The following is a 25,346-nucleotide window of genomic DNA, read 5'->3' on the forward strand; positions in this document are numbered from 1 at the left end:
ATCCCTGGTCCTAGTTGAGCCAGACCGTCGTGTCCGGGCCGAGGCTTCCGTCGTCCTCCAGCGGTGCGCTGCTCAGCAGCACCTCGCCCGGCGGAAGCGGTACCGGCGCGTCCGACAGGTTCGTCACGCAGCGCCAGCCCGCCGTGCCGTCCGTGCGGGTGAAGTCCAGGACGCCCGGCGCCGGTTCCGGCGTCCAGGTCAGGTCCTCGCCCGACAGCAGGCGGCGGCGCAGCGCCAGGGCCGTGCGGTACAGCTCCAGGGTCGAGCCCTCGATGCCGTCCTGTGCCTGGACGGCGTACGACGCGAAGTGCGGCGGCTGCGGCAGCCAGGCCGCGCCCGCGCCGAAGCCGTACGACGGGCCGGTGGTCGTCCAGGGCAGCGGCACCCGGCAGCCGTCGCGGCCCTTGCTCGTGTGGGCCGTCTGTTCCCAGATCGGGTCCTGGAGGGCCTCGGGCGGCAGGTCGGCGACCTCGGGGAGGCCCAGTTCCTCGCCCTGGTAGACGTACGACGAACCCGGCAGAGCCAGCATCAGGAGGGTGGCCGCACGGGCGCGGCGCAGGCCCGCCCGCTCTTCGACCGGTGGGGTGGTGCCGTTGGAGAGGAGCCAGGTGTTGGGGTCGGTGCCCGGGGGGAGGGACAGGCGGGAGGCGTGGCGTACGACGTCGTGGTTGGAGAGGACCCAGGTGGCCGAGGCGCCCGCCGAGCGGGCCGTCGCGAGGGAGTCCGTGATCACCTGCTTCAGCTCGGCCGCATCCCAACTTGCCTGTAGGTACTCGAAGTTGAAGGCCTGGCCGAGTTCGTCCGGGCGGGCGTACAGGGCGCGGCGGGCGCCCGGGACCCAGGCCTCGGCGACCGCCATGCGGGGTGGCGTGTAGGCGTCGAGGATCTTGCGCCAGTCGCGGTAGATCTCGTGGACCTCGTCGCGGTCGAAGAAGGGGTGGGTGCCGGGCGGGAGGGTGGCGAGGGCCGCCTCGGCGCTCAGTTCGGGGGCGCCGAGGTCGCGCAGGGGAGGAGTCAGGTCCTTCGTCAGCGCGTGGGCCACGTCGATGCGGAAGCCGTCGACGCCCCGGTCGGACCAGAAGCGGAGCGTGGTGCGGAAGTCGGCGCGGATTTCTTCGTTGGCCCAGTTCAGGTCGGGCTGTTCCGGGGTGAAGAGGTGGAGGTACCACTGGCCGTCGGGGGCCTGGTCCGGCTCCACCCTCTTCCACGCGCTGCCGCCGAACACCGACTGCCAGTCCGTGGGCGGGAGTTCGCCGTGCTCGCCCTTGCCGTCGCGGAAGACGTAGCGGTCGCGGGCCGGGGAGCCGGGCGCCGAGCGCAGGGCCTCCTCGAACCACACGTGCCGGCGCGAGGTGTGGTTGGGGACGATGTCGACCATGACCTTGAGGGCGAGCCGGTGCGCCTCGGCGACCATGGCGTCGAAGTCGTCGAGGGTGCCCAGGCGGGCGTCGACGTCGCGGTAGTCGGCGACGTCGTAGCCGCCGTCGGCGAGTTCGGAGGGGTAGAAGGGGCTGAGCCAGAGGGCGTCCACGCCGAGGGCGGCCAGGTGGGTGAGGCGCTGGGTGATGCCCTTCAGGTCACCCAGTCCGTCGCCGTCTGCGTCGGCGAAGCTACGCGGATACACCTGGTAGATGACGGCCTGGCGCCACCAGTCGGGGTCCTGGGAGGAAAGGTCCGGAGTCGGTTCGGGCACTCGTTGTCTCCTTGCTGCGACCGGTGGTGCACGGGCGGACTACGACAAGCCCAACTCTGTCCAATTCGCCGGGAAGGTGAACGCACGCGCCCCCGGAACACACCCTTCCTTGTGTGGCGGATTTGTGATGACCCGGGAACGCCCTTTGCAGTTCCCTGAGTTGACACTCCGGTCCGCAAGATCGACGATGTGCGAACGCTGTGGCGCATTTGACCAATGGGCCCGGCGTTCCTTCGACCACATTCCCCCGGTACGGCCCGGCCGCATCGTGCTGCCCTCTCGCCGTGCCCGGGTTCTCGCCCACGCGAAGAATGGGATCCGCACGTCCATAGCGAGACGTCTCACCGCGCTGCGCCTGGGTATGAGGGTGACCGGGCAGGGCGAGCCGAGTATCTCGCGGCGCGGCAGGGTCACCGCGTCCACGTCGACGGCGGTACGGCTGGTGGGCGCGGGCAGCCCGAGGTCGCCCATGCCGTCCCGCCCGTGCACATGCGAGGCGGGCCGCGCGGGCTCGATCAGCGGGCGTTCGGCGCCGCGCGCGACGGGCAGATCGGGGGCGCCGGCCCGGTCGAGGACGGTGAGGGTGTTCCGTACGACCTGGTCGACGTCCGTGTTCCCGGCGACGCAGGTGACCGCGCGGAGGTCGAGCCCCGGGTGGCGTACGGCGAACAGCAGGGCCAGGGCGTCGTCGACGCCGGTGTCGCAGTCGATGATGACCGGGATGGGGTCGGCTGAACCTGCCTGCTGGGCCAGGGGGTTGGGCTGGGCGGTCGTCACAGTGAGGGCTCCTTTCCCGGCTGCACAGGCTGCCACGTGTCCCCTGGGGTGACTCACCCGTACGGCCCGGCCCGCTGGTGGGAGGGCGCGGGAGATGGTGCCGTCGGAGGAGGAATCCGACGTACCGGCACTTCTGGAGGAACCCCTTGATGACCCGTCGGCCCTCTCCCCGTGCGGTACGTCTGCTCGCCTCGGCCCTCGGGATGGGCACCCTGCTGACGATGGCCGCGTGCATGCACGACGGGGACGGCGGCGCCGGGGACACCACGGAACGCCGGCAGGCCCGGCCCGCCGCCGCGTCCCCGAAGGCTCCGTCCCCGATCGCGAAGGCGGCGACCGCTCCCTCGGCCCTCACCGACGTCCAGGCGCAGAGCGCGCTCCTCACCGACGCCGACCTCGGGGCGCCGTGGACCCGTACGGAGGGCGCGGCGCTCTGGCGGGACGCGCTGCTCAAGGCGACGACGGACAACGCCGACTGCCGCCGCCTCCTCGACGCCGTGTACACGGAGGAGCTGCTGGGCGAACCGACCGGCGCCCGGGCCGTCGCCGGCTTCGACGACTACGACGAGGGCGCCCAGCTCCGCTACCAGGTCACCGCCGCCCACCGCGCCGACGTCGACAAGGGGCTCGCCTGGCTGAAGACGATGCCGCAGAAGTGCGCGCGGTTCACGGCGACGAGCCCGCGCGGCGCCAAGCAGGAGGTACGGGTCACGGAGGTCGGGCTGCCGGAGACCGGGGAGGCCAGGCAGGGCCTGCGGCTGTCGACGCGGGGCGAGCTGGACGGCGCCCCGGCCACGCTCACCCTGGACCTGGCCGCCGTACGGGTCGGTGACGACGCGATCCTCGTCACCAACGGCGGTCTGGCAGAGCCGCGCACGGAGTACACGGTCCACGCGCTCCAGGTGGGCGCCGAGCGCCTGAAGCAGACCAGGAACAAGACGTCGGCCCCGCCGCACACCCCGGTGCAGGGCCAGAGCCCGACACCGGGCCAGAGCTCGAGCCCGACACAGGCGCCGGTCCGGCCGCAGGAGCAGGAACAGGAACAGCAGTCGGACCAGGAGGAGCAGCCGGACTGGGAGCAGGCTCAGGACCAGGACCAGGACCAGGACCAGGACCAGGATGACCCGGAGCAGGACCCGGAGCAGGACGTTTCCTGACCCGGCGCTCCACGGCCTCCTACGGTCCCTGGCCTTCTTCAGGACGACGGGGTGCCCGGGCGGTGTGCGGCGAACGCGCCTGCGGTGAAGACGCCGGCGCCGCGCGCGGCGTCGAGGGCCTGTTTGCCGGCCCGGATCAGTGTGCCCTCGGGGCCGTCGTAGCCGAGCCACATGGGCCGCTCCTCCGGTGGGGTGCTGCCCCAGCACAGGACGCCGGGAAAGAGGTCCTCGGCGAGGCCGACCCGGAATCCGGCGCCCTCCAGCATCGCCCGGTACTCGTGGACGGTGCCCAGGCCGGCGAGACAGGTGGTCTCGTTGACCGGGTCGATGAAGCGCGCGATCTCCTCCGGCGACCGGTGAGCGCCGTACGGCCGTCGCAGCCAGTCGACGCCGACGAGGGCACCTCCGGGCTTCAGGAGCCGGTAGGCCGACTGGAAGAACCGCTCCTTGCGCGGCAGATGGCACACGGACTCGTAGAAGGTGACGGCGTCGAAGCTCATGTCGGGCCACGCGGCGAGCGTGGTGTAGTCCTCGTCTCCGACGGTGAGGAACTGCACCCGGTCGGCCTGTCCGCGCTCGGCGGCGAGAGCGCGGGCGCGCTGCGAGAGCCATTCGTTGTTGGAGAGCCCGACAAAGGTCGCCCCCGAGAAGGCGGCCATGTGGAGGGCGGCCCCGCCCACACCGCTGCCGAAGTCGAGCGCCCGGTCGCCCGGTCGCAGCCCGGCCAGCCGGACCAGCCGTTCCTCCAGTGCCAGAGCGGCCTGCCGGGACGACAGACCGCGGGCTTCGGCCGCCGGATCGCCGTGGTGCCAGACGTCGTCCATGATCGCCTCGTAGGCGGGTCCGGCGTAGTCGTAGAAGGCGCGGACCTGCTGTTCGTGTCCCATTCCCATGCGCCCGTGTTCCTTTCGTGAGGGATCGGCCTTACGGGGTGACCGGGGCGTCCGGGGTGTCCAGGGTGTCCAGGACGAACCTGGAGCGGTACTGCCGTAGGACGCCGGGCTGTTCGGTGATGCGCAGGCCGGGGATCCGGTGGGCGTCGCGGACCGTGCGGGCGAGTGCCTGCCCGACGTGGTTCCAGTGGCCGCGGGTGTATGTCCTGCGTGGCAGCGCCAGTCGCACCAGTTCGTACGGCGCGCTGGTGAGCGGGTTGCCGTGCTCGTCCTCCGTGCCCAGGTAGAGGGAGCCGAGTTCAACGGAGCGGATGCCGCCCTCCAGGTACAGCCGGCAGGCCAGGGCCTGGCCGGGGAACCGGTGCGGCGGGATGTGCGGCAGCAGGCGCCCCGCGTTGAGGTAGAGCGCGTGCAGACCGGGCGGCTCGACGATGTCGACGCCCGCCGACCGCACCAGGTCCGCCAGGTACGCGGCGTCCTCCGCCCGCGCGCGCAGGTACTCCGGATCGGTGACCTCGGTCAGGCCCTGGGCGACCATGTCCAGGTCCCGTCCGGCCAGACCGCCGTATGTGGGGAAGCCCTCCGTGGCGATGAGCAGCAGTTCGCAGCGCCGGGCGAGATCGGTGTCGTGCAGGCCGAGGAAGCCGCCGATGTGGGCGATACCGTCCTTCTTCGCGCTCATCACGCAGCCGTCAGCGAGCCGGAACGCCTCCTCGGCGACCTGCCGGGGGCTGTGGTCGCGGTACCCGGGCTCCCGCTGGGTGACCAGCCACGCGTTCTCCGCGAACCGTGCCGCGTCCAGGATCAGGGGCACACCGTGCTCCCGGCAGAGCGACGAGGTCAGCGTCAGGTTGGCCATGGACACCGGCTGGCCCCCGCCGCCGTTGTTGGTGAGCGTCATGATCACCGCGGCGACCCGGGAGCCGTCCGGCCCGTCCAGGACGGCCTTCAGCCGGGCGGTGTCGATGTTCCCCTTGAACGGCTCCGCGCTGTCCAGGTCCTGTGCCTCGGGACAGGGCAGGTCCCAGGCCTCGCCCCCGCACAGCGCGATGTTTGCCCGCAGGGTGTCGAAGTGCGTGTTGCTCAGGAAGACCTTGCCAGGGCTGAGGAGTGTCGAGGTGAGGATCCGCTCGGCCGCGCGCCCCTGATGCACCGGCAGGATGTGCGGACAGCCGGTCAGCTCCCGGACGGTGTCGTGGAAACGGTGGAAGGAGCGCGACCCGGCGTACGACTCGTCGCCCTCCATCGCGGCGGCCAGCTGGGCGGCGGACAGGGCGCCGGTCCCCGAGTCGGTGAGCAGGTCGACGGTGACCTCGTCGGCCCGCAGGTCGAAGAGGTTGTGGTGGACGCGGGCGAGGGCTGCCTGCCGCTGTTCGCGGGTGGTGACGGGGATCGGCTCGACGACCTTGATCCGGTACGGCTCCATGGTTGCCCGGTGTTCCTTCCTGCTAGCCGTCGGCCGAGGGGCCGTCGGGGGTGGTGTGCGCTGCGGCGGAGTGACCGCCGTCGGCCGGGACGCCGGGTACGGCGTCCTCCCGTGGCGGGAGGACGCCGTACGCCTCCGAGGAGAGGTAGACGGTGATCCGCGGTGCCCGCCGGCCCGCCTGGACCAGGCTCAGGTACGGGATGAGGCCCACCCCCGCGCCCAGTTGCCGGGCGGTGAGCGCGGCGAGGGCGCGGTCGAGCGGGGCGCTGTGGACGCCGTACCGCCGCAGGAGCCACTTGGCGTGGTCGTGGGCCGCCCGGTCGTCGCGGACGTAGGCGCGGACGGGGACATGGATGGCGTGGCCGGTGGGGCGGCCGGCGTCCGCACCGGTGAACGAGTAGCAGGAGATGAGGGGAAGCCGGCCGAAGGGCTCGTCCCCGCCGATCCGGCGGCACAGCTCCGCCACCCGCTCCGGACACGCCCCGGGGACGAGACGGGCCGCCTCCGCGGCGTCGGCGGCCGTGGCCTGGTGGTGGACGACGTAGACCTTCACCCGCGGCTCGGCCCACGAGCCCACGTCCAGGGCGAAGAACATGAAGGCGGCCCGCTCAGGGAAGCGGGACGCCACGTAGCGCCGCACGGGCTCGTACGCTCGTCCGTGGCCAAGCCTCGCCATGGCCTCGCCGACCGTCTCCATGCTCCGCTCGACGCCCCGCGCGCCCGGGTTCAGGTACAGCTTGAGGCCCGGTGCGTCGCCCGGCCGCAGCTCCAGGGCGCACCACAGGGTCAGCGGCCCGTGCGGCACCGGCGGGAGGAAGAGGTCGCTCAGGTCCTTCAACTCGTCGAGGCGCAGGCCCTGTTGCGCCGCCAGCCGCTCCACGGCCGCCAATGCCGTCCAGGCACTGTCCCGCAGTGTCCCGGCGGCGCACCCCGGGTCGGCCAGCACCCGCAGCGCGGCGGCGGTGCCGGTGGGGAACGTCAGCGAGAACTCCACCGGCGTGTGATCGTCGGAGACGGACGACTGCGAGGGGGGCGGTTCGGCCAGGGGACGTGCGGCGGCCGGACCCAGCAGTTCGGCCAGCGCCCGCTGGTGGGCCGTCCGCCGGGCTCCGTCGATCCCGACCAGGTCGCAGAGCCGTCCCAGCTGCCCGGCGGTGAACCCGCCCAGCCGGCCGGACTCGGAGCACTCCGCGGTCCTCGTGCGGGGCCCGTTGTCTCCCGCCGGGAGGCCGCAGACCGGGGGTGGCGTGCCCACCGCCCCGCCCGGCCGTCCGGCGCACTGTCGTGTGTACGCGTTCACAGGTCTCCTCTCCCATCGGGTGGTTCACAGGTCCGTGGTGCCTCAGCACCATCGGCTGATCTCGAGTCCGCGGTGCCTCAGCGCAGCCGGTTCCAGAAACCCAGGCGGTGCTCTCGGTGGTAGTCGACGGGGCCGGTGCGGTGCGGGGCCAGGGACTGTGTGACGGGTGTCGGGTCGCCGGGCCGGTAGGGGCGCCACGCCGGCAGGCCCGGCACGTTCGGGTCACCGGTGCGGGCGAACGCCGCCCAGGACCGGGCCATCGCCGCGGACAGCCGCTTCTGCCCGGGCGTGAACAGCGGCTCGGCGGCATCGTCCTCGAACAGATAGGGCGGGTCGGCCGCGTGGTACGCGCCGAAGTCGAAACCCCCCGGGAAGGGGAGATACATGGGTGCCTCGCGGTCGGCGAACTCGTAGGCGTACACGGGCACATGGCGGCCGAGCGCCGTGTGCTGCCGGTAGGTGCCGCGCGCCCACATCCGGTCGGTGACCACCGTCGCCCAGGCCAGCGCGGGGGACGCGAAGGCGGCTGCCGGATAGGCGGCCAGGACCTGGCCGGCCAGGTCGCCGAACGCGGTGTCCAGGGCCTTGCGGTAGTCGTCCTCGGTGAACGGCTTGCCGACGGCGTCGTACCTGGCGCCGACGAACAGCCGGTGCTCGTCGCGGGTGGCCCCGGACAGCACCGGGACGCGGTGGAAGCGCCCCTCGCGCAGGGCCGCCTCCGGCAGCCGGGGCAGCGTGCGGTTGCCGAACGCGAAGCCCTGATGGGCGTTCATGATGGCCGGCACATCCAGGATCATCCGCACCGGCAGGGCCCGCAGACAGGCCAGGGCGCGGTCCGGGTCCTCGTGGCGGCAGCCGAGCGGAGCGGTCATCGCGGCGCCGATGTCGCGCATCTGACGGCCCGTCCGCCAGACGAACCACGGGTAGCCCGGCACCTCGGGGCCCATCGCCCCCGCCGGCATGTCCATCATGCCCGCGCCGCTCATCATGACCGCCCGGTCGAACAGGCCCCGGGCGCCGGGGGAGGTCAGATGGCCGGCGATGGCGGAGGCGCCGAACGACACCCCGGCGACGGTGACGTTGCGCGGGTTCCCACCGAACGCCCCGGCGTTGCGCCGCACCCAGGCCAGGGCCGCCTGCTGGTCCTGAAGGCCGAACGTGCCCGAGCCCTCCAGTCCCGGGTGGGCGAAGCTGCCGAAGACGCCCAGGCGGTAGTTGACGGTGACGACGACCAGGCCCTGGGCGGCGAGGCGGCGGCCGTCGTAGAACGCGCCACCGCCCACGGCGCCGTCCCCGTGGATCCACACCAGGACGGGCGCGCCGCCGCGCGGCCGGGAGGACGGGGCGGTGACGTTCAGCACCAGGCAGTCCTCGTCCGATCCGGAGATCGGGGCGTGCGGCGCCGGCACCTGCGGGCACAGCGGGCCCGGCTTCGTGGCGTCCCGGACCCCCGCCCAGTGGGCGGCCGGCCGCGGGGCGGCCCAGCGGTGGCTGCCGGTGGGCGGGCCGGCGTAGGGGATGCCGTGGTAGAGGGTGTGCTCGTCCTCACGGACGCCGCGCACCAGGCCCGTCTCCGTCCGTACGACCGGCCCGTCGGCGCCGTCCGTGGTGGTGCCGCCCGTGACACTGCCGGTTGCCGGGGACAGCGAGGCCAGCGTCGCGATCACGGCGAGTACGCCCGCCGCGGCCACCCGCCCTCCGTGCCTGCCGTGCCTCCCGTGCCTTTCTTCGATCCGCACCGTGGGGTCCTTCCTATGGGTCACTTCCGGATGCCGCACCGGGAACGTCCGCCGTGCCCCGGCGGACACGCCCCGACCCTCCGGGCGCGTGATCGGATCCCGCGACCGCCGGATCCGATCACGCGCCCGGCAGGCGAGGGATGCGCGGAGGGATGCGCGGAAGGCGTACGGAGGGACATGACGTACGGAGGGATATGCGGAGGGGGGAAGCGTTCACAGCCGCCAGCGGATCTCCCGGCCGGGGGCGTAACGGCACATCACCCCGGTCGAGACCGTCTCGCGCAGATGAGCCGCCAGCTCCGGATGGTGCGCGTCCATGCGCCGCAGGGTGTCCTTGATGCGGCCGGTGACGTTCTTGCGGGCGCGTTCGCTCGCGTCGCCGAGCCGGCGCGGCCGGCCCGCGAGGCCCGCCGCGCGCCGGAGTTCCCCGACGACCGCGGCGCGCTCGCGGTCGAGTGCTGCCGCGCGGCGGTCGTCGCCGCGCGCGGCGGCCCGGTCGGTCTCCGCCTCCAGCATGTCCAGATGGCGTCGGTAACGGGCCCTGGCCTCGTCGTCCAGTACATGATCGGCGCCCATCGAACCGGCCGCCGCTGTCTCGTCGTCCCCTGGGCTGAGGAGTTGCAGTGCCGGTACCTCCCGGTCGGGCCGGCCGAGCAGACAGTGCAGGTCGCGCAGTCCCTTCGCGTCCGGCAGATGGACCGTGCGGTCCCCGAACGTCAGCCGCCACACCTCGCCGTGCCGACGGAACTCGTTCGCGGGCGCGTCGGCCACCGCCGGTGTCGCGGCGGACCTCGACCGGTCCGCCCGCTCGGCCAGATGCGGCATGTCCATCCGGCGCGCGTCCGCGGCCACCGAGTCGAGCAGCTCGCGCGCTGTGGGAAGGCCGGGGACGGGCCCGCTCCCGGCACCGGAGAGCAGGTCGGCGAGTTCCAGCCGGGCCCGCACCGACCAGGGCCCGGCCCGCAGCCGCTCGGCGCTGCGCCATGCCTCGGTCAGCAGCCGTACGGCGTCGTCCCGCCGCCCGCGCGCCGCCTCGCACAGCCCCGCCCACAGCTCGGTGGGCCCGCCGACGTCCCAGCCGAACAGGGAGATCAGCCACTGTCCGGCGTACGGCTCCAGCGCGTCGAGGGCCTCCCCGCACAGGTCCGGGTCACCCGAGGCCGCCGCCGCCAGCGACTGGTGACGCAGCCACAGGGGGGTGAGGCTCCGGTACAGCACGGTGTCGCCGCCCGCTGCCCCCGGGCCCGCGCGGGGGGCCGACAGTACGGGCTCCTCCCCGGCTTCCAGCGCGGTGATCGCCTGCAGCAGTTCGGCGTGCGAGTGGTTCCAGTCCCGCAGGGCCGGGTCCAGAGCCCTGGCCTCGTCGAACCGGCCCCGGTACACGCACAGGGACCAGCGGTGCTGCAACAGGAACACCCGGTAGTAGTTCGGATGCGTCCCGATCAGCGGAACCGCTTCCTGGAGCAGTTGCTCGGCCCGGTCGAAGCGGCCCGTCGCGGCGTACACGACACTGCGGTCGATCAACGACGTCAGGCGCGTGCGCCGGGATCCGTCGGCCGTCGCGGCCGCCGCCATGGCGTGCATCTCCTCCAGGTAGGCCGGATCTCCCGCCTGCAGCGTCGCCACCCACCGCTCGGACATCGCCACGTGCGCGGTCCACAGGTCGCCCCTGCGCCGGGCCACCTCCACGAGCTCCCGTACGAGTGCCCTCCGCTCCGGCACGGTCTCCGGTCCCCACTCCGCGCGCAGCCGCGTCCACACCCCGATCTGCAGGCTGTCGTCGTCGCCCGTGCTCCGGGCCGTCTCCACCACTTCCCGGGCGATACGGCTCGCCATGCCGGACTGCGTCGCGGGCACGGCCGCGTCGGGCAGCAGTAACTCATGGGCCGCGCGGAGGCCACGCCACTTCAGCCCGTACGCGTCTCCACGCCCGTCCATCGCGTACAGGACCAGTGCCGTACGGCCGGTCAGCAGCGCGTCCCCCAGCTCGTGCGCCAGCCGCAGGGCCTCGTCGAACACCCGCCAGGACGCGGCGTGATCGCCGCTCAGCTGAAGCGTCCGGCCGAGGTCGAGGGCCAGCAGGACGCGCCGCGGGACAGGTCGGGTGCCGAGCCGCTCCAGGGCGCGCGAGTAGTTCCGTACCGCTTCCTCGTGGGCCATGCGGTCGTCCGCGTGCCGGGCGGCGGACACCAGCGCTTCCAGTGCGTCGTCGCAGCTCAGCTCCGCGCCCGCGAGGTGGGCGTGGCGGGCGGCCTCCGTCACACGGGACTCCGTCACACGGGACCCCGCCGCCCCCGGCCGGCGACGCACGGCGTGGAAGGCCGCCGCGTGCAGGCTCCGGACCCGCGCCGCGTCCAGCGTGCCGTACAGACTCTCCCGCAGCAGGTCGTGCCGGAACACCGCGTCGCCGTCCTCGGTGCGCTCCACCAGGCAGGCGTCCCGCGCGGCGGCGAGCCACCTCTCGCACTGCGCGGGCGCCGCGTCCAGCACCGCGGCCAGCGTCCCCGGGTCGAACGCGCGACCGATCACCGACGCGGCCTCCAGACACCGCAGGACAGCCGGGTCGAGCAGGGCCAGCCTGCGCTCCAGCACCGCGCGAGTACCGGGGGAGATTCCGTCCATCGGGTGGCCGGCGGCCCACAGCCGCGCGATCTCCTCGACGAAGAAGGGATTGCCACCGGTACGCCGGTGCACCTGGACAGCCACGTCGGCCCCTGGCGACCGCCGCGCCGTACGGGCCATCAGCTCCGCCGCGTCGGCCCGGTCCAGCCCCCTCAGCGGCAGCGCCGTCGCACGGGCCGCCAGCGAGCGCAGCAACGACGCCAGGCGGTGGCCCGGTCGCTCGGTCTCCGTGTCCCGGCACGTCACCGCCAGCAGCAGCGGCTCGGACCAGGCGTGCTGGGCGACGAACTCCAGCAGTTCGACGGAGGCGGTGTCCGCCCAGTGGACGTCCTCGAAGACCACCAGCAGAGGCTGCTGCCGGGCGGCGGCGCTGAGCAGCTCGGTGGCCGTGGCGCAGAGCTGGAACCTCGTCACCTCCTCACCGCCCGTCCCTTCGCCGAGGAGTACCCGCACCGCCGGGTCGCCGGCGCCGGACAGCCGTTCCGGCTGATCCGCGGGCCGGCTGCGGCACAGCGCGCGGACGACCTGGATCCACGGCCAGTGATCCGGTGTGCCGGACGCCTCCCAGCACGTTCCGCGCAGCACCCGCATACCGTGCCGTTCCGCTTCCCGGACCGCCCACCGCACCACGGAGGTCTTGCCCATGCCGGCCTCGCCCGTGATCAGCACCAGCCCGCCCTGCCCCGCCAGAGCCGCCTCGAACCGGTCCTCCAGCAACCGCAGGCACCACTCGCGGCCGAGCAGCTCGGGCAGGGGACGGTTCCGGGAATCGGCGGCATCAACACCAGGTGGGGTCACTGGCACAGAGAGTAACGACGCGTGTGATCGTCGACGGCGGAGACGGCCGCCCGTCACCCGTTGGGGGATCCGCGGATCGGCGAGGGGCGCGCCCGACTCCTGCTCCAGACGCCTACTCCCGGTCGAGCCGCTTCCGCCGCCCCACCACTTCCCGTGCCACCGCGAGCACCGTGCGGCCGTGCGCGAAGGCGTGCGCGCGCAGGCGGGCCAGGGCGTCGTCCGCGCCGATGCCGAGCTGAGCCATGATCATCCCGGCGGCCTGGTGGATCTCGTCGTGGTCGGCCAGATCCACCAGTCCGTCCCGTCCGTCGAGCCGGGCCGTCCGGGACAGATCCGTCAGCGACACCGTCACCAGCCTCGCCACGCATCCGGCCGTCCACAGCTCGTCGGAGGTCAGCTCGCCGACGGTGTCGCGGTAGAGGTCGAGGGTGCCCACGCAGACCCGGCCGCTGCCGAGCGGGAGCGCGTACACCCCGCACACGCCCGCGGCCGTCGCCTGCTGGGCGAAGACCGGCCAGCGGCGCGCGTCCCGGCCGGCGGTCAGGTCGGACGCGAGCACGGGGGTGCCGGAGGCGCCGGCGCAGGGGCAGGGGCCGTCGCCCAAAGTCGTCTGGATGTCGGCGAGTTGGGCGGCCCGGTCGTCGGTGGCGGTCAGCCGCAGAGGCACGCCGTCGGCGCGCAGCGACACGCTCGCGCCGGTCACCGGCAGGAGTTCGACGGCGACGGCACACAGCCGCGCGGGGATCTCACCGGGGCGGGAGTCCCGTACGCGCTCGACGATGGTCTCGGCGGTCCGGCCGTCGCGGCCATCACCAGGCCCGCCACCCGGCCCGCCGGTCGGTCCGCCACCCGGCCCGCCGGTCGGTCCGCCGGTCGGTCCGCCGGTCGGTCCGCCGGTCGGTCCGCCGGTCGGTCCGCCGGTCGGTCCGCCGGTCGGTCCGTCGCTCCGACCGTCCCCGAATCGCACGGTCATCGCCTCCCTGGGCCCTTCGGAGGTTCCGAGTACCCAGGACAGCACCCTTACGCCATGCACACGCCGTAGCGCGACGATTACTTTGCGTTCCGGTGTCGTCGCTCAGCCCGCGGCGACCGCTTCTCGTGTACGGGCCGGGGAAGAGGCGGGTGACGAGGGTGTACGGCGGTCCAGGTGGACGACGACGTGGGCGTGGAAGCGGTCCACGGATTCGTCGACGCTGCGGATGAAGCCGGACTCGGCGTTGCCGCGGGTGTTGCCCATGCCGCGGAAGAGGGACAGGCGGAAGCCGGTGATCGGCGTGCCGTCCTTGGGCAGCAGGTCGGCCGGTTCCGGGCGGAGGCGTTCCAGGGTGCCGCGTGGACCGGGCGCCTGGCCGGCGAGCAGCGCCTCGACGTGCAAGTCGGCCGGGGCGTCGGACAGTTGGCGTACGAGCCGCTTGGACCAGGTGAGGGGGTAGCCCTGTTCGGGCGCCGCGATCTCGATGGACGTACGCAGCTTGCCGGTGCGCAGATCGGCGCAGAGGGCGAGGATGCCGGGGGTGCCGTCGATCCGGAGTTCGGCCTCCAGCCGGCCGTCGGTGCAGAGTCGGTCGGCGAGGGCGGCGCGACGGGTGCGCGGGTCGCTGCCGCGTTTCGCGCGCTGCACAGGCAGTACCTTCTGGCCGAGTTCGCCGCCCAGCCGCAGGCACACCTGCCGGACGAGCCGTTCCCAGCTCTCGACGACGTCGACCGCGCGCGAGTCGCCCTGGCACAGGGTCTCGTCGTCGATGCCGTTGCGTACGGGGACCCAGGCGGGGCCCATGTTCTGGAAGCCGTGGCAGCCGGAGTTCTCGTGCTGGAGGTAGTGCAGCAGTTCCTGGAGCAGCCAGGCGTGCGCCGCGTTGCCGACGCCCTCGTGACGGATCAGCATCTGGGCCTGGTGGGCGACTTCGGCCCAGGAGAGGTGCCAGAGGGCGACCTTGTGCTTGCGCCGGCCGTCCATCTTGACCTCGACCAGCGGGCTGCCGTCGAGTTCGACGTCGTTGGACAGGGTGATGACGGCCTCGTAGCCGCGCCGGGCGGCGATGTCCGCGTACGCCTGCACCTGGTCCGGCTTGAGGGAGTTGCCGTTCGTCTTCGTCTCGACGAGCGCCGTCCAGAGCTTGCCGGCCCGCTCGACCCGGATCACACCGTCGGGGCGGCGCGGGGTGTCTCCGTTGGGCAGGCTGACCTCCGTGAACGTCTCCATCCGGCCGGACGGCGCCCCGAACGCCGCCGTCAACCGCCGCCCGAACTCCGGGACTTGGGTCATCACCGACAGCAGCACGGAGGTCGCCCGGGTCTCGCGCTCACGGTCGCTCTTGAGGGCGGAGGCCGGGAAGAGCCTCGCCACCCGCCAGGAGTCGTTCTCTGCGAGGGACTTCTTGGCCACCTTGGGGAGGGTGACCTTCTTCTTCGCGGTACGGGGGCGGGACGGGGCCTTGGCCGCCACCGGTTGATCCGGCGATACGGGTGACACCGACGGCACGGGCAGTACGGACTCCACGGGGCGTTCGCTCGTCGCCTGGGTGGGGATGGCGGGCAGGGGCTCGGCCTGCGACTCCGGCGCCGCCGCAGCCGCCTCCTCCCCGGTCTCCGCCTCGTCGTCGATGTCGACCCCGAAGTCCGTTGCCAGGCCCGCGAGTCCGGACTCGTACCCTTGGCCGATCGCCCGGAACTTCCAGTCCCCGCCCCGCCGGTACAACTCGCCGAAGAGCAGGGCGCCCACCTCGCCGGGGTTCTCGATGGAGAAGCGCAGCAGGCTCTCGCCGGCACCGTCGGCGAGCGTCAGGCACAGGTCGTGCAGGTCGGAGAAGCGTGCGCCCTCGTAACGGCTCGCCGCGACGACGATCCGCTCGGCGTCGTCCGCGATCGCCGTCAGGTCGAAGGTGATGCGGTCCTCGTTGCCGTCGGCCGTAGGTGCCTTGCCCAGCAGTTGCACACTGCCGTCGGCGGCGACGGGGTTGTTGTAGAAGTAGAAGTCCCCGTCGCCGCGCACCTTGCCGTCGGCGGTCAGCAGCAGGACGGACACATCCGCGTCGCCCTCCCCGGACGGGCTGCTCCAGCTCAGCCGCACCATCACCGAGCCGACGTCCTCGCTCAGCGCCGACAGACCGACGTTGGCGCCCTTGACCATCTCGTGCATGAGGCCCCCAGATGCACCGCAGTGACATGTGACGCGCACCACACCCCGCGCATCAAGGGAACCCTAGCGCCGCACAACGACCAATGACCCCAAATGGCAGAAAGCGACCACTCCTGGCTACTTCTCGAAAGCCTCCCGGAACATGGCCCTCGCCTCGTCCGTCGCCTCGGTCGTGCCGCCGCAGATCGGGACGATTCCGTTGATGCTGTCGGCGGTGACGAGGTAGTGGGCGCCGAGCGGGAAGTCCGGTGCCTCCGAGTTGCCGTTGTCGCTGCTGAGGCGGACCTCGTGGGAAGGGTTGGCCAGGTTGGGGTCGAGGCGGTACCAGTGGTCGACCCGGAGGACCACGAGGTCGCCCTGTTCGGCCGTCACCGTGCCCTCGAAGGCGAGGTCGTGGCGGCGCAGGGAGTCGGGCGTGGGCGCCACGCACTTCACCGCCGCCGAGTCGCCGTCCGCGAGGATCAGGGTCTGGGGCTGAAGCCCGGGCACTTGACCGCCCTCCGCCGCCGCACCTGCCCCCGCCTTGTCCGCCGTACCCTCTCCGCCTTGCGCGACGCCCCAGGTGACACCGCCTCCCACCGCCAGCAGCAGTGCGGTGAACGCCATCGCCGGTACGAGGCGGCGGCGCGGCACTCCTCGTACGGGGCTCTTGGCCGCAGTTGCCTTTGTGCTTGTACTTGTACTCATCGTGGCCTCCACAAGACGGGGGACGTCGGGTCGCGGAGCCTTCGAGGTCAGTGCCGGGTCCGTGGCCTTCAGGTGGGCCAGCAACTCGTCGTCGTTCATCGACTGCTCCTTCCGTTTCCGTTTCCGGTTTCTTGTCCTTCGTCCGTCTCATGTCTGGGGCGTGGGGCGGTCTTTCGCTCCAGTTGGGCCGCCAGTTTCTTTTTCGCGCGGTGCAGCCGGATGCTCACGGCGTTCGCGCTCAGGCCGGTCACCTCGGCGATCCGGCTCGGGGTCAGCTCCTCGTACGCCCACAGGAGGACCACCTCCCGGTCCAGCGCGCGGAGTTGGGCGAGCGCCGCGTGCAGGGCGGTGTGGTCGGGGTCCCCTTTCTCCCTCGCCGCGCCCGGCGCCGTCCACGTCAGGCGTTCCAGCAGGGAGCGTCTACGCCGGTCCGCGCGGCGGGCGTTGGCCAGGCAGCGTCGGGCCACGCCGTAGCACCAGGGCAGTACGGCGTCCGGGTCGAGGACGTGCCCCGGTGCCCCCAGGCCCGGTACGTCCTCGATCCTGCGCCACAGCACCAGCAGCGTCTCCGAGAGGATGTCGTCGACCTGGTCGGCGTCGGCGCGCCGCAGCAGATAGCGGTGCAGCGGCTCCGTCACGACCTGCGCCAACGCCTCGAAGCGAACCCGTTGATCCCGGGCAGCCCTCTGTTCCGTGTCCGTCATGGATTCCACGACCTGCCTTGTCCGGCACAGGGGGGATCCTTTCACCGCCGCTCAGTTACGTCGGTTCCAAGTGACAGTCACCGCTTCTCGTACGGGTTCGACGGCTCCGGGACCTTCTTCACGGACCCCGCGTCCAGCACCGGCGGCCACGCCGCGTCCGATCCCAGCTTGCCCTTGGGCACCCACGTTCCGGTGACCGTGACCCAGGTGTCCGTCACCGGGGCGTCGGCGTCGCGGATCTCGACCTTGCCCGCCGCCGCGTCGGCCGCGCAGCAGGAGACGAGGAGGCGGGTGACGTACCAGGTGCCGTCGTCCCCGTGGGTGACGAAGCCGGTCAGGCTGACGGTACGGCCCTTCAGGGACCGTCCGCTGTCGAAGATCGCGCGTGAGCTGAACTCGCCGACCGTCAGCTTCAGTGGATTCCCGGCGGGCAGCGCGGGGAACGCGCCCACACCCTGCGCGGCCTGCTGCGCCGCCTCCCGGTCCGCGCTGTACGAGCCCAGGGCGGGCGGCGGGAAGAGGAGCAGCGCGAGGGCGGGAAGGGTGAGCAGCCAGGCGATCCGGGGTCCGTGACCATGACTATGACCATGACCGTGCTGCTCGTTGCCGTCGTGCTCGCCACCGTCGTCCACGTGGCCGTCCGCCTCCGCCTCGGCCCGCTGGGTCAAGGCGGCCACCACCCCCAACACCACCAGCACAACCCCGGACACCACCAGGTAAGGCCGCAACCCCGCCTGCACATACCGCAGATACAGCTCGCTGAACAGCGAGATCCGCAGCACCGCCCCGCCCGTGAGCAGCAACAGCACGGCAGCCCCGTACCGCCTCACAGCAACCACCACCCGACGACGACACTGCTGGCGACCGCGACGACCCACGTCGCCGAGGAGAACCGGACGGCGAAGGACCGGCCGAAGGTGCCCGCCTGGAGGGCGAAGAGTTTCAGGTCGACCATCGGGCCGACCACCATGAAGGCGAGCCGGGCCGTGGGTGAGAAGCCGCTGAGCGAGGCGGCGACGAAGGCGTCCGCCTCGCTGCACACGCACAGCACCACCGCCAGTACGGCGAGCAGCAGCACGGACAGCCAGGGCGAGCCGGTGAACACGTCGAGCACGGATCTCGGTACGACGATGTTGAAGGTCGCCGCCGCGCCCGCGCCCAGCACCAGGAAGCCGCCCGCGTGCAGGAAGTCGTGCTGGAGCCCGGGCAGGAAGCCCCGCCAGCCGGAGTCGGACGCCCCGCCGGCCGAGGTCGGTTTCCGCAGCCACTCGTCACGCCCGAACCGCGCCCACAGCCAGCCCATGATCACCGACGTGGCGAGGGAGGCGACCAGCCGCCCGAGCACCATGTCCGGCTGCCCGGGGAAGGCGATGGAGGTCGCCACGAGCACCACGGGATTGATGGCCGGGGCGGAGAGGAGGAAGGCGAGTGCGGCGGCCGGAGCGACCCCCCGCCGCATGAGACTCCCCGCCACGGGCACGGACGCGCACTCGCACCCCGGGAGTACGACCCCGGCGGCGCCCGCGATGGGCACGGCGAGCGCCTGGTTGCGCGGGAGCAGCCGGGTGAACACCTTCTCCGGTACGAAGGCCGCGATCGCCGCCGACACCACCGTGCCGAGGAGCAGGAAGGGCACCGCCTGGACGACGACCGCCGTGAACACCGTCCACCAGGCGGCCACGGCGGGTGTGTACAGGTCGAGGGCGAGGGTCGGTCCGAGGACGGAGGCAACGGTCGCGATGACGATCAGCGCGAGCCCGGCGACGACGGCGTACGCGACGGCGCGGACGGCGAACCGCAGCCCGTCGACCACACGAGTCCCGCCGCCGTACTGGCCGTACCCGCCGCCGTGCTCGCTGTCCACGCGCTCGTACCGTCCCGGTGAAATGTGCAGAGGTCCGGCCGCAGGCTAACCCCCGGGACTGTGCGCCACCCGACCTTCGTCAGAGAGGAGGCTGTGCGGGCGCGGGCCCGAGGGTGGTCGTGCCGGGGGCCGTACGGTGGCCCAGTCCCGTCCGATAGGCGTCGAGCGCGGCCTCGACGCGTCCCGTCCGGCGCAGCAGATCGCCGAGCAGTCGGCACAGGTCGGCGAGGTCACCGGCGGCGCCCGCGCGTTCCAGGACACTCAGGGCGCGGACGTAGTGCTCCTCCGCCTTCTCCGTGTCCCGGGCGTCCTCGGCGATGATGCCGAGGAGGCGGTGGGCGGCGGCCGAGTGCATGGCGCCGCGCTCCGACGAGAAGTCCCCGAGTACGTCGTGCAGCAGCGCCGCCGCCTCCTCGGACTTGCCGCGCCGGTGCAGTACGTCGGCCAGCTCGACCGCGACCTGGCTGCTGTAGAGGGCGGCACGCTTGGCGGAGAGCATGGCCTGCGCCTCCCGCAACTCACCTTCCGCACGGGCGAGTTCGCCCTGCTGGGCGTACAAGTACCCGCGCATCCAGTGACAGTTGGCCAGCTCGGTACGGATCTGGAGCTGCCGGTACAGCTCGGAGGCCTTGGCCAGCGAGGCGTCGGCCTCGGCGTACCGCCCCTCGGCGAGCATCGTCCGGGCGACCTGCCGGTGCATGCGGGCGATCAGCGCCGGGTCGCTCACCTGCGGGGCGAGCGCGAGGGCGAGTTCGGCGGCCTGGGCGGCGCGGGCTTGGGCGCCCATGTCCATGTAGGGGGCGATGGAGCTGGCGTACAGGGGCAGCAGGGCATCGGGATCGTGCAGCCCGCTGCGGTTCAACTCGTCGATGGTGGACTCGAGAAGGTATACGGAATAACGGAGTTCACCGGCGAGATAGTGAGCGACGGCGCGCCCGCGCAAGGCGGGCACCCTCCCGGTGAGCGGCCCATCGGCCAGACACCTCTCCGCCAGCTCGAAGTACTCCTGGGCGGCGCCGAGATCGCCGGTCTCCACCCCGCACTCGCCGAGCCCGAGCAGGGCGGCGGCTTCCTCGGGGAGGAGCCCGAGCGTGGCGGCCTCCTCCCTCAACTCGCCGTACTGCTTGGCCGCCGCCTCGGTCTCGCCGGTGGCGAGGGTGCGCTGGGCGTCGGTCAGCCGGAGCCGAACATCCGTGGCCAGATGGGCCGGACGCCCGGTCACCAGTTCCTCGTACGCCACCCCGAGCCGCTCGGCGATGTGCCGCAACGCCTCGTCGGAGGCCCGCACGCGGCCCGCCTCCAGCGTGGAGATGTACGCGGGGGTGTAGGCGGGCTCCGCCAACTGCCTCTGCGTCAGCCCCTGCTCGATACGCAGCCGCTGCACCCTGCGCCCGATGACTTCCGGGTCGTCGCGCTCCACCATCGCCCAACTCCCCTGCGCCTACTTGCCGTTGAGGTCCGCCAAGCTCTACGTTAAGCCACGGATTAAACGCGCTTAATACATCGCTGTTATCGCTGTACATCGCTGGAATCGCTGGAATCGCTGTCGTCGCTGTTGTTGCGAGGTTGCCGTGCTCTCACACACCAGAGCGATCTGCGCGGCGATCGTCGCCGCCGCCACACTCATCGTCGCAGCGAACGCGTGGCCGGCGCGGGCGGCGGAGCCGCGCGAGCCGACGGTGGGCGCTACTTGGAGCGCTGCCTCGGCAGCGGAATCATCACCATGACGGCGGTACGTAGTACCAGACCGAGTGTCCTGGCCGGACAATCTGCGCCCGGCAGTCCTCGGTCAGCGCGTGGTTCGGCTCAAGGAACTGCTCGCAGTCGGTGAGCAACGCCGCAAACTGCTCGGCCGCGTCGTCAGGTCGACCGGACCGAGCAGTCCAGAGAGCTTGCTGATGCCTCCCGGCGAGGGTGAGCACGTGGCCGTGCCCCAGTACGCGCGCACTGTCCGAGGTGGCAGCTACGGAGAGTTCCAGCGCCGCATCCCACTGTTGGGTCTCGCCGGTCCGTCCGGACAGTTGAAGGCGGCCGGCCAAGGTCCACAGGTGGTCATCACCGTAAATGGCAGCCCGGCCTTCGACGACACTGGAGAGAAGGCGCAGGCCGAGTGCGGTATCGCCAACTTTCGCCACCGCGGCGGCACGGTTCCAGCGAGTGTCGTTCGCGAGTCTGTCGTGGGCTCCCAGCAGCCTGTTCGCATCGCGGTCCAACTCGCCCCAGAGCCGAGCGGCCTCAGCCGCCCGGCTGCTGTCCGACGTCCATGCCGCGACCTCGAACCGGCAGCCCAGGGTCATGCGGTGGTCGGGTCCGAGCAACCGCGAGGAAAGCTGCTGCGCTTCGAGTGCCAATCTCAGTGCCTCGGCCGTCCGGCCGGTGTCGCCGGTCCATCGAGCGACGCTCAGCGCGGCGCGGAGGGTATCTCTGTGCTCATCCCCATACCTGCTCCGGCACTCCATATGGATGGCTCTTGTCAGAGCGAGGGCCTCCTCATTGTTGCCTGCCCCTCCGGTCCACCAAGACAGCTCCCACCGGAGGGACAAGGGGACCTCAGGGTCGGTATCGGACGGAACGGACTGCAAAGCTGTGCGCAGGATTCGGCACGCCTCCTCCATATGCCTCGCCTGGCCCAGAACTTCGGCGAGTCCGATCGCGGCAGTGATCACGCCTGCATCGAGCGCCCTTTGAAAAGCGTCTTGGGCAGCCGCGTGTCTCGCGTGGTTGATTGCCTCCCAGCCGATGGCCTCACATGTGTCCGGATCGGCCTCTGCGATCAGCCGCGCCCAGGTGTCCTCCCGAATAGGGATCTCCTGAGAGGCGGCGCCGACCGCGTCCGGCAGATAGTCGAAGACGTAATGGGAGTCCCCGGACCCATCCGTGGGGATGAGCAGACTGCTGGTGGCGTACAGCGGGGTGGTCGCCCACGTCACCGCCTCTTCCCAGCTTTCCGGCCGCAGTGCGGGCCCGCCGCGCGCCGCGAGATGCCGTTCGTGGAGGTCGCGGAGGAGTGCCAGGGGAAGCGGCTGGGTCCACCCCGCGCGGCGTGCTTCGACCGCCGCGGCGACGAGCGCGGCTCCGCGTGCGTGCCGTCCTTCCGGAGCCCACGCGTCTTGCCAGGCCGTCAGCAGCTGAGGGCCTGCGGTGAGGAACTCCGCGATGCCGTATCGCCCGGAGCTGCCGATCGCCTGAGCGATGCGTCCGTCCCGCCTGAGCCCGCGTGCTCGTTCCACCTCACCGGCCGTCCACTTCCGATCGAGTCGGATTTCATGCGCCAGCAAGAGGACGTCTCTTCCGGACCGTTGATCGAAGTGGCCGGTTGATTCCGTCGCCATGTCCTGCATACCGCTGTACCGCGCTCGTTCCTGGGCTCTGATCGTTCCGAGAACGACGATCTGGCGCCCCGTTCCCGGCCGTGTCATCTTTCGCAGAGCATGCGGGGTCAGGCCGTCGGCCCCGAGATACCGCTCGATGTCGTCGAGCCAGACAACGGAACTGCGCTCTCCCTGGATCGCGGCGGTCGCGGCCCGCAGCGACGTCCGATCGGCGGGATCGGGCGCGATGAACGCGTACTGGGGAAGTACCGCTTGCGCGGCTTCGAAAGCCGCTCGTGACTTGCCTGCGGTCGACTCTCCGACGATCAGTACGAAGTCGTGCGTGCGGAGCGCCACCTCGATCTCGTCACTCCGGTCCCGGCGTACGAACGGAGTGACCCTTGCAGAGTTCGTACGGGAGTCCCCGCCAGGAGCCACGGGGTGAACGCCGATCGCGATCAAGTCATCGACATCACGGGTCCTCGGCACCCGGCCACGCCGGTCGCGCAGCAGCTTCTCTCTCATCTCCAGGGCATGTTGTGCGCCCTCGTCGACGAGTTGCCTGCCGCGTTGCGACAACACCGCACCGACCGCCGCCCCCAGAGCGATCAGCGCCGCTCCCACCCAGTCCGGGAACAGGCGGGACGCCCAGGACACCGTCGAGGCACCGACGGCAACAATGACAAGCAGCCACCAGCCGGCGCGGCTGGCCCCCCATCTGCGCATGAGACCAATGAGAGCATCCGCCGGAGGCACAATTCCATAACTGGGTTGATCGATCCGCTGATTGAAGGCGGCGAGCGGAGCAGCAACGGCACCGCGCCCGCGCTCAGAACTCTGCCGTGTCCAGCTCGAACCTCAGGGGCGCGGGCAAGGGCACGGTCAAGCCCAGCTTGTGCTTCAGACTCTTGGCGTAGTCGTCGGCCGACGGCTCGGAGTACACCAGGACCTCGCCCTCCTCCCGGTCGATCAGCAGGTAGACGGGGATACCGGCACGGGCGTACCCAAGGATCTTCTTGTCACGGTCGCGTGCGGCGGTCGAGGTGGAGGTGACCTCGGCGACCAGGAGCACGGAGGCCGAATCGTGCCACTCCTCCTCGTCGTGGAAGCTGCCCTTGGGCGCGATGACCAGGTCGGGGATGACATGGCCGGTCTCGGAGGCACCAGGAACGTTCAGACCGATACCCGTGTAGCTGCGCAGGGCACGGTCCGTACGGCGCTCCGTCACCTGGTCCGCGACTTCCGCCACGATCTCCTCGTGCTCCCCATTCGCCGGTGGCACCACGTAGATCTCCCCTTCGACCAGCTCTACGCGCCAGCCCTCAGGGGCCGCCGCACTGAACAGCTCGAAGGCCTGCTCGACGCTTGCGCCGCCCAGGTACTCGCGCATACGCCTCTCGTAGCGCTCGCCGTCGGGATCATCAGGATCGTCGTACGGGCCGTGAATGGCCTCGCCCTGGTAACCCGGCATGATGATCGGCTCTGCCGTCGCCATGTCAGACCTCCTTCGCTCAGCGCGACAGTCCCAGAGTAGACGGGCGGCCCAGATACGAAACCCGGAGCCATTCACTCGAACGAGTGTGCTGTTACGTTTCCGCAGGCCGCCCGCCCTCCTCAGGCCGCAGGCGTCGCCGAAGTCTCCGGAGCCGCCGAAGCTCCCGGCCGCCCCGTCAGCGGGCTCTTCCCTCCGCTCACCCCGAAGTAGATCGTCCCCGCGACCAGCACCCCGATGAACCAGGAGTACGGACCGAGTGCCGCCCCGTACCCGGACGGGCCGTACGTCGGGAGGAGGCTGGAGAAGATCGCGCCCACTGCCGCCGCCGCGAAAGCCCGTACGTTCCAGCCGCCCTGGAAGCGGAACTCGCCGTCCTCCTTGTAGAGGTCGGGGACGTTCAGTTGGGCCTTGCGGAGGAGGTAGTAGTCGACGACGACCACGCCGAAGATCGGGCCCATCGTCGAGCCGATGGCGTTGACGAAGCTCGGGGCGTTGTCCCAGGGGTGGAGGGGGTAGAGGAGGAGGGCGATCAGCGCTGCTATCAGGCCGCCTCGCTTGAAACTGATGTGCTTCGGGGCCACGTTGGCGAAGTCGAAGGCCGGGCTGACGAAGTTGGCGACGACGTTGATGCCGAGCGTTGCCACCGCGAAGGTCAGGGCGGCCAGGAGGACCAGGAACGCGCTGTCGAACTTGGCGGAGATCGCGGCCGGTTCGAGGATGACCTCGCCATACACCTTGCTGGCAGAGGCCGTTGTGAGTGCGGCCACGAGCGAGAACAGGATCAGGTTGACCGGCAGGCCCCAGACGTTGCCCTTCTTGAGGGTCTTCTCGTCCGGGGTGAAGCGGGCGAAGTCGCCGAAGTTCAGGAACAGCGCGGCGAAGTACGTCACCCAGGTCGCCGCGATGGCCGCTATCGCGGCGAACGAACCCGGCGTCACGTCCAGGCCCGTCGCGTTCTTCGCCAGCGCGGCCAGGTCCTTGGCCGGCATGTCGATGGAGAGGGACAGGGTGCCCGCCTTCACCGACAGGGCCACCGCCAGCACCAGCATCATCAGCCAGACCGCCGGGCCCGCGAAGTCCTGGAACCGGCGGACCGTCTCCATCCCCTTGCTGATGATGAGGAGTTGGGCCGCCCAGACGGCCAGGTAGCAGATCACTTCCAGGCCGCTGTGGTCGAACAGACGGCTCGTCTCGTGCAGGTCCTTCGGGCCGTCGTAGCGGATCAGGAAGGCCACGATCGCGCCCGCCGCCGCGCTGGTCTGGGCGCCGTACCAGAAGGTGGCGACCACGGCTCGTACGAGTGCGGGGACGTTGGCGCCGAAGGTGCCGAAGGAGGCACGGGCGAGGACGGGGTACGGGACGCCCGTCTTCACGCCCGCCTTGCCGATCAGCGTCATCAGGTAGTAGATGATCAGCGATCCGACAGCGATGCCGACCAGGAACTTGAAGGTGTTACCGGCGACCAGGAACAGGCTCGCGGCGAGGAAGTAGCCGTACAGGCTGTGTACGTCCGAGGTCCACACGTTGAAGATGCTGAACGCGCCCCACTTGCGCTCGGTGGCCGGGGCGAGGTCCTCGTTGTAGAGCCGGGGGGAGTAGCCCTCCGTGCCTGTGCCCTCCAGGTCCCCGCCTGTGTCTCTGTCCGTGTCCGTCATCGCGTTCTCTTCCTGCGCGGGTCGCCACGATGGCGCCGGATGGCGTAAAGAGAACGGGCAGGGTGTTTCTCCCAAATGCCGCAGAC

General features: G+C 71.5%; 17 protein-coding genes and 1 pseudogene. 1 reads left to right on the plus strand and 17 read right to left on the minus strand.

The window, feature by feature from the left end; genetic code table 11:
* Window positions 1-10: 10 nt before the first annotated feature.
* On the minus strand, window positions 11-1,693 hold the full coding sequence (locus tag LUX31_RS22005) for a glycoside hydrolase family 13 protein (protein ID WP_235476694.1): 1,683 nt from the start codon (window positions 1,691-1,693) through the stop codon (window positions 11-13).
* A gap of 357 nt (window positions 1,694-2,050) precedes the next feature.
* Window positions 2,051-2,446: pseudogene (locus LUX31_RS22010) on the minus strand (nucleoside hydrolase); the annotation flags it as partial.
* Between the two features lie 173 nt (window positions 2,447-2,619).
* Here LUX31_RS22010 and LUX31_RS22015 point away from each other — a divergent pair.
* Window positions 2,620-3,627 carry a hypothetical protein gene (locus LUX31_RS22015; RefSeq protein ID WP_235476695.1) on the plus strand — a complete coding sequence of 336 codons (1,008 nt, stop codon included), beginning with the start codon at window positions 2,620-2,622 and terminating at the stop codon, window positions 3,625-3,627.
* Between the two features lie 38 nt (window positions 3,628-3,665).
* Here LUX31_RS22015 and LUX31_RS22020 read toward each other — a convergent pair whose 3' ends face one another.
* From LUX31_RS22020 to LUX31_RS22090, 15 genes are all read right to left on the minus strand, one after another.
* Window positions 3,666-4,520 carry an SAM-dependent methyltransferase gene (locus tag LUX31_RS22020; protein ID WP_235476696.1) on the minus strand — a complete coding sequence of 285 codons (855 nt, stop codon included), beginning with the start codon at window positions 4,518-4,520 and terminating at the stop codon, window positions 3,666-3,668.
* 31 nt (window positions 4,521-4,551) lie between these two features.
* Window positions 4,552-5,946 carry a tryptophanase gene (locus LUX31_RS22025; protein WP_235476697.1) on the minus strand — a complete coding sequence of 465 codons (1,395 nt, stop codon included), beginning with the start codon at window positions 5,944-5,946 and terminating at the stop codon, window positions 4,552-4,554.
* Between the two features lie 22 nt (window positions 5,947-5,968).
* The gene (locus LUX31_RS22030; RefSeq protein WP_235476698.1) at window positions 5,969-7,246 is read right to left on the minus strand and encodes a tryptophan dimethylallyltransferase family protein; all 1,278 of its coding nucleotides are present in this window, start codon (window positions 7,244-7,246) and stop codon (window positions 5,969-5,971) included.
* A 77-nt stretch (window positions 7,247-7,323) separates the two neighbouring features.
* Window positions 7,324-8,937, minus strand: coding sequence for a carboxylesterase/lipase family protein (locus tag LUX31_RS22035; RefSeq protein ID WP_235476699.1), 1,614 nt, complete (start codon window positions 8,935-8,937; stop codon window positions 7,324-7,326).
* Between the two features lie 261 nt (window positions 8,938-9,198).
* A complete protein-coding gene (locus LUX31_RS22040) occupies window positions 9,199-12,405 on the minus strand; it encodes an ATP-binding protein (RefSeq protein WP_235476700.1) in 3,207 nt (1,068 codons plus the stop codon).
* Between the two features lie 112 nt (window positions 12,406-12,517).
* Window positions 12,518-13,378: an ANTAR domain-containing protein gene (locus tag LUX31_RS22045; RefSeq protein ID WP_235476701.1), complete on the minus strand. Its 861-nt coding sequence runs from the start codon at window positions 13,376-13,378 to the stop codon at window positions 12,518-12,520.
* Window positions 13,379-13,480: 102 nt separating this feature from the next.
* Window positions 13,481-15,544, minus strand: coding sequence for a TerD family protein (locus tag LUX31_RS22050; RefSeq protein WP_443045985.1), 2,064 nt, complete (start codon window positions 15,542-15,544; stop codon window positions 13,481-13,483).
* A gap of 117 nt (window positions 15,545-15,661) precedes the next feature.
* Window positions 15,662-16,330: a hypothetical protein gene (locus tag LUX31_RS22055; protein WP_235476702.1), complete on the minus strand. Its 669-nt coding sequence runs from the start codon at window positions 16,328-16,330 to the stop codon at window positions 15,662-15,664.
* Window positions 16,327-16,935: an RNA polymerase sigma factor gene (locus tag LUX31_RS22060; protein ID WP_235476703.1), complete on the minus strand. Its 609-nt coding sequence runs from the start codon at window positions 16,933-16,935 to the stop codon at window positions 16,327-16,329. The genes LUX31_RS22055 and LUX31_RS22060 overlap by 4 nt, the downstream gene beginning before the upstream one ends.
* 77 nt (window positions 16,936-17,012) lie before the next feature.
* A complete protein-coding gene (locus tag LUX31_RS22065; protein WP_235476704.1) occupies window positions 17,013-17,765 on the minus strand; it encodes a TIGR03943 family putative permease subunit in 753 nt (250 codons plus the stop codon).
* On the minus strand, window positions 17,762-18,799 hold the full coding sequence (locus LUX31_RS22070) for a permease (RefSeq protein WP_235476705.1): 1,038 nt from the start codon (window positions 18,797-18,799) through the stop codon (window positions 17,762-17,764). Before LUX31_RS22070 ends, LUX31_RS22065 begins: the two co-directional genes overlap by 4 nt.
* Window positions 18,800-18,878: 79 nt before the next feature.
* Window positions 18,879-20,222, minus strand: coding sequence for a helix-turn-helix domain-containing protein (locus LUX31_RS22075; RefSeq protein ID WP_235476706.1), 1,344 nt, complete (start codon window positions 20,220-20,222; stop codon window positions 18,879-18,881).
* 295 nt (window positions 20,223-20,517) lie between these two features.
* On the minus strand, window positions 20,518-22,836 hold the full coding sequence (locus LUX31_RS22080) for a hypothetical protein (RefSeq protein WP_235476707.1): 2,319 nt from the start codon (window positions 22,834-22,836) through the stop codon (window positions 20,518-20,520).
* A gap of 103 nt (window positions 22,837-22,939) precedes the next feature.
* Entirely contained in the window at window positions 22,940-23,605 is a 666-nt protein-coding gene (locus LUX31_RS22085) for a Uma2 family endonuclease (protein WP_443045986.1), read from the minus strand.
* 119 nt (window positions 23,606-23,724) lie between these two features.
* Window positions 23,725-25,260 (minus strand): NCS1 family nucleobase:cation symporter-1, encoded by a 1,536-nt coding sequence (locus tag LUX31_RS22090; protein ID WP_235476708.1) that lies wholly within the window; start codon window positions 25,258-25,260, stop codon window positions 23,725-23,727.
* Window positions 25,261-25,346 lie beyond the last annotated feature (86 nt).

This window comes from Streptomyces sp. GQFP (assembly GCF_021545335.1).
Lineage (GTDB): Bacteria > Actinomycetota > Actinomycetes > Streptomycetales > Streptomycetaceae > Streptomyces.

What these genes read in the sequence shown, in the direction of transcription:
- LUX31_RS22025 (WP_235476697.1), bottom strand. Translation starts at nt 5,946, where the DNA reads ATGGAGCCGTACCGGATCAAGGTCGTCGAGCCGATCCCCGTCACCACC.
- LUX31_RS22090 (WP_235476708.1), bottom strand. Translation starts at nt 25,260, where the DNA reads ATGACGGACACGGACAGAGACACAGGCGGGGACCTGGAGGGCACAGGC.
- LUX31_RS22015 (WP_235476695.1), top strand. Translation starts at nt 2,620, where the DNA reads ATGACCCGTCGGCCCTCTCCCCGTGCGGTACGTCTGCTCGCCTCGGCC.
- LUX31_RS22045 (WP_235476701.1), bottom strand. Translation starts at nt 13,378, where the DNA reads ATGACCGTGCGATTCGGGGACGGTCGGAGCGACGGACCGACCGGCGGA.
- LUX31_RS22055 (WP_235476702.1), bottom strand. Translation starts at nt 16,330, where the DNA reads ATGAACGACGACGAGTTGCTGGCCCACCTGAAGGCCACGGACCCGGCA.
- LUX31_RS22080 (WP_235476707.1), bottom strand. Translation starts at nt 22,836, where the DNA reads ATGCGCAGATGGGGGGCCAGCCGCGCCGGCTGGTGGCTGCTTGTCATT.
- LUX31_RS22085 (WP_443045986.1), bottom strand. Translation starts at nt 23,605, where the DNA reads ATGGCGACGGCAGAGCCGATCATCATGCCGGGTTACCAGGGCGAGGCC.
- LUX31_RS22020 (WP_235476696.1), bottom strand. Translation starts at nt 4,520, where the DNA reads ATGGGAATGGGACACGAACAGCAGGTCCGCGCCTTCTACGACTACGCC.
- LUX31_RS22075 (WP_235476706.1), bottom strand. Translation starts at nt 20,222, where the DNA reads ATGGTGGAGCGCGACGACCCGGAAGTCATCGGGCGCAGGGTGCAGCGG.
- LUX31_RS22060 (WP_235476703.1), bottom strand. Translation starts at nt 16,935, where the DNA reads ATGACGGACACGGAACAGAGGGCTGCCCGGGATCAACGGGTTCGCTTC.
- LUX31_RS22050 (WP_443045985.1), bottom strand. Translation starts at nt 15,544, where the DNA reads ATGCACGAGATGGTCAAGGGCGCCAACGTCGGTCTGTCGGCGCTGAGC.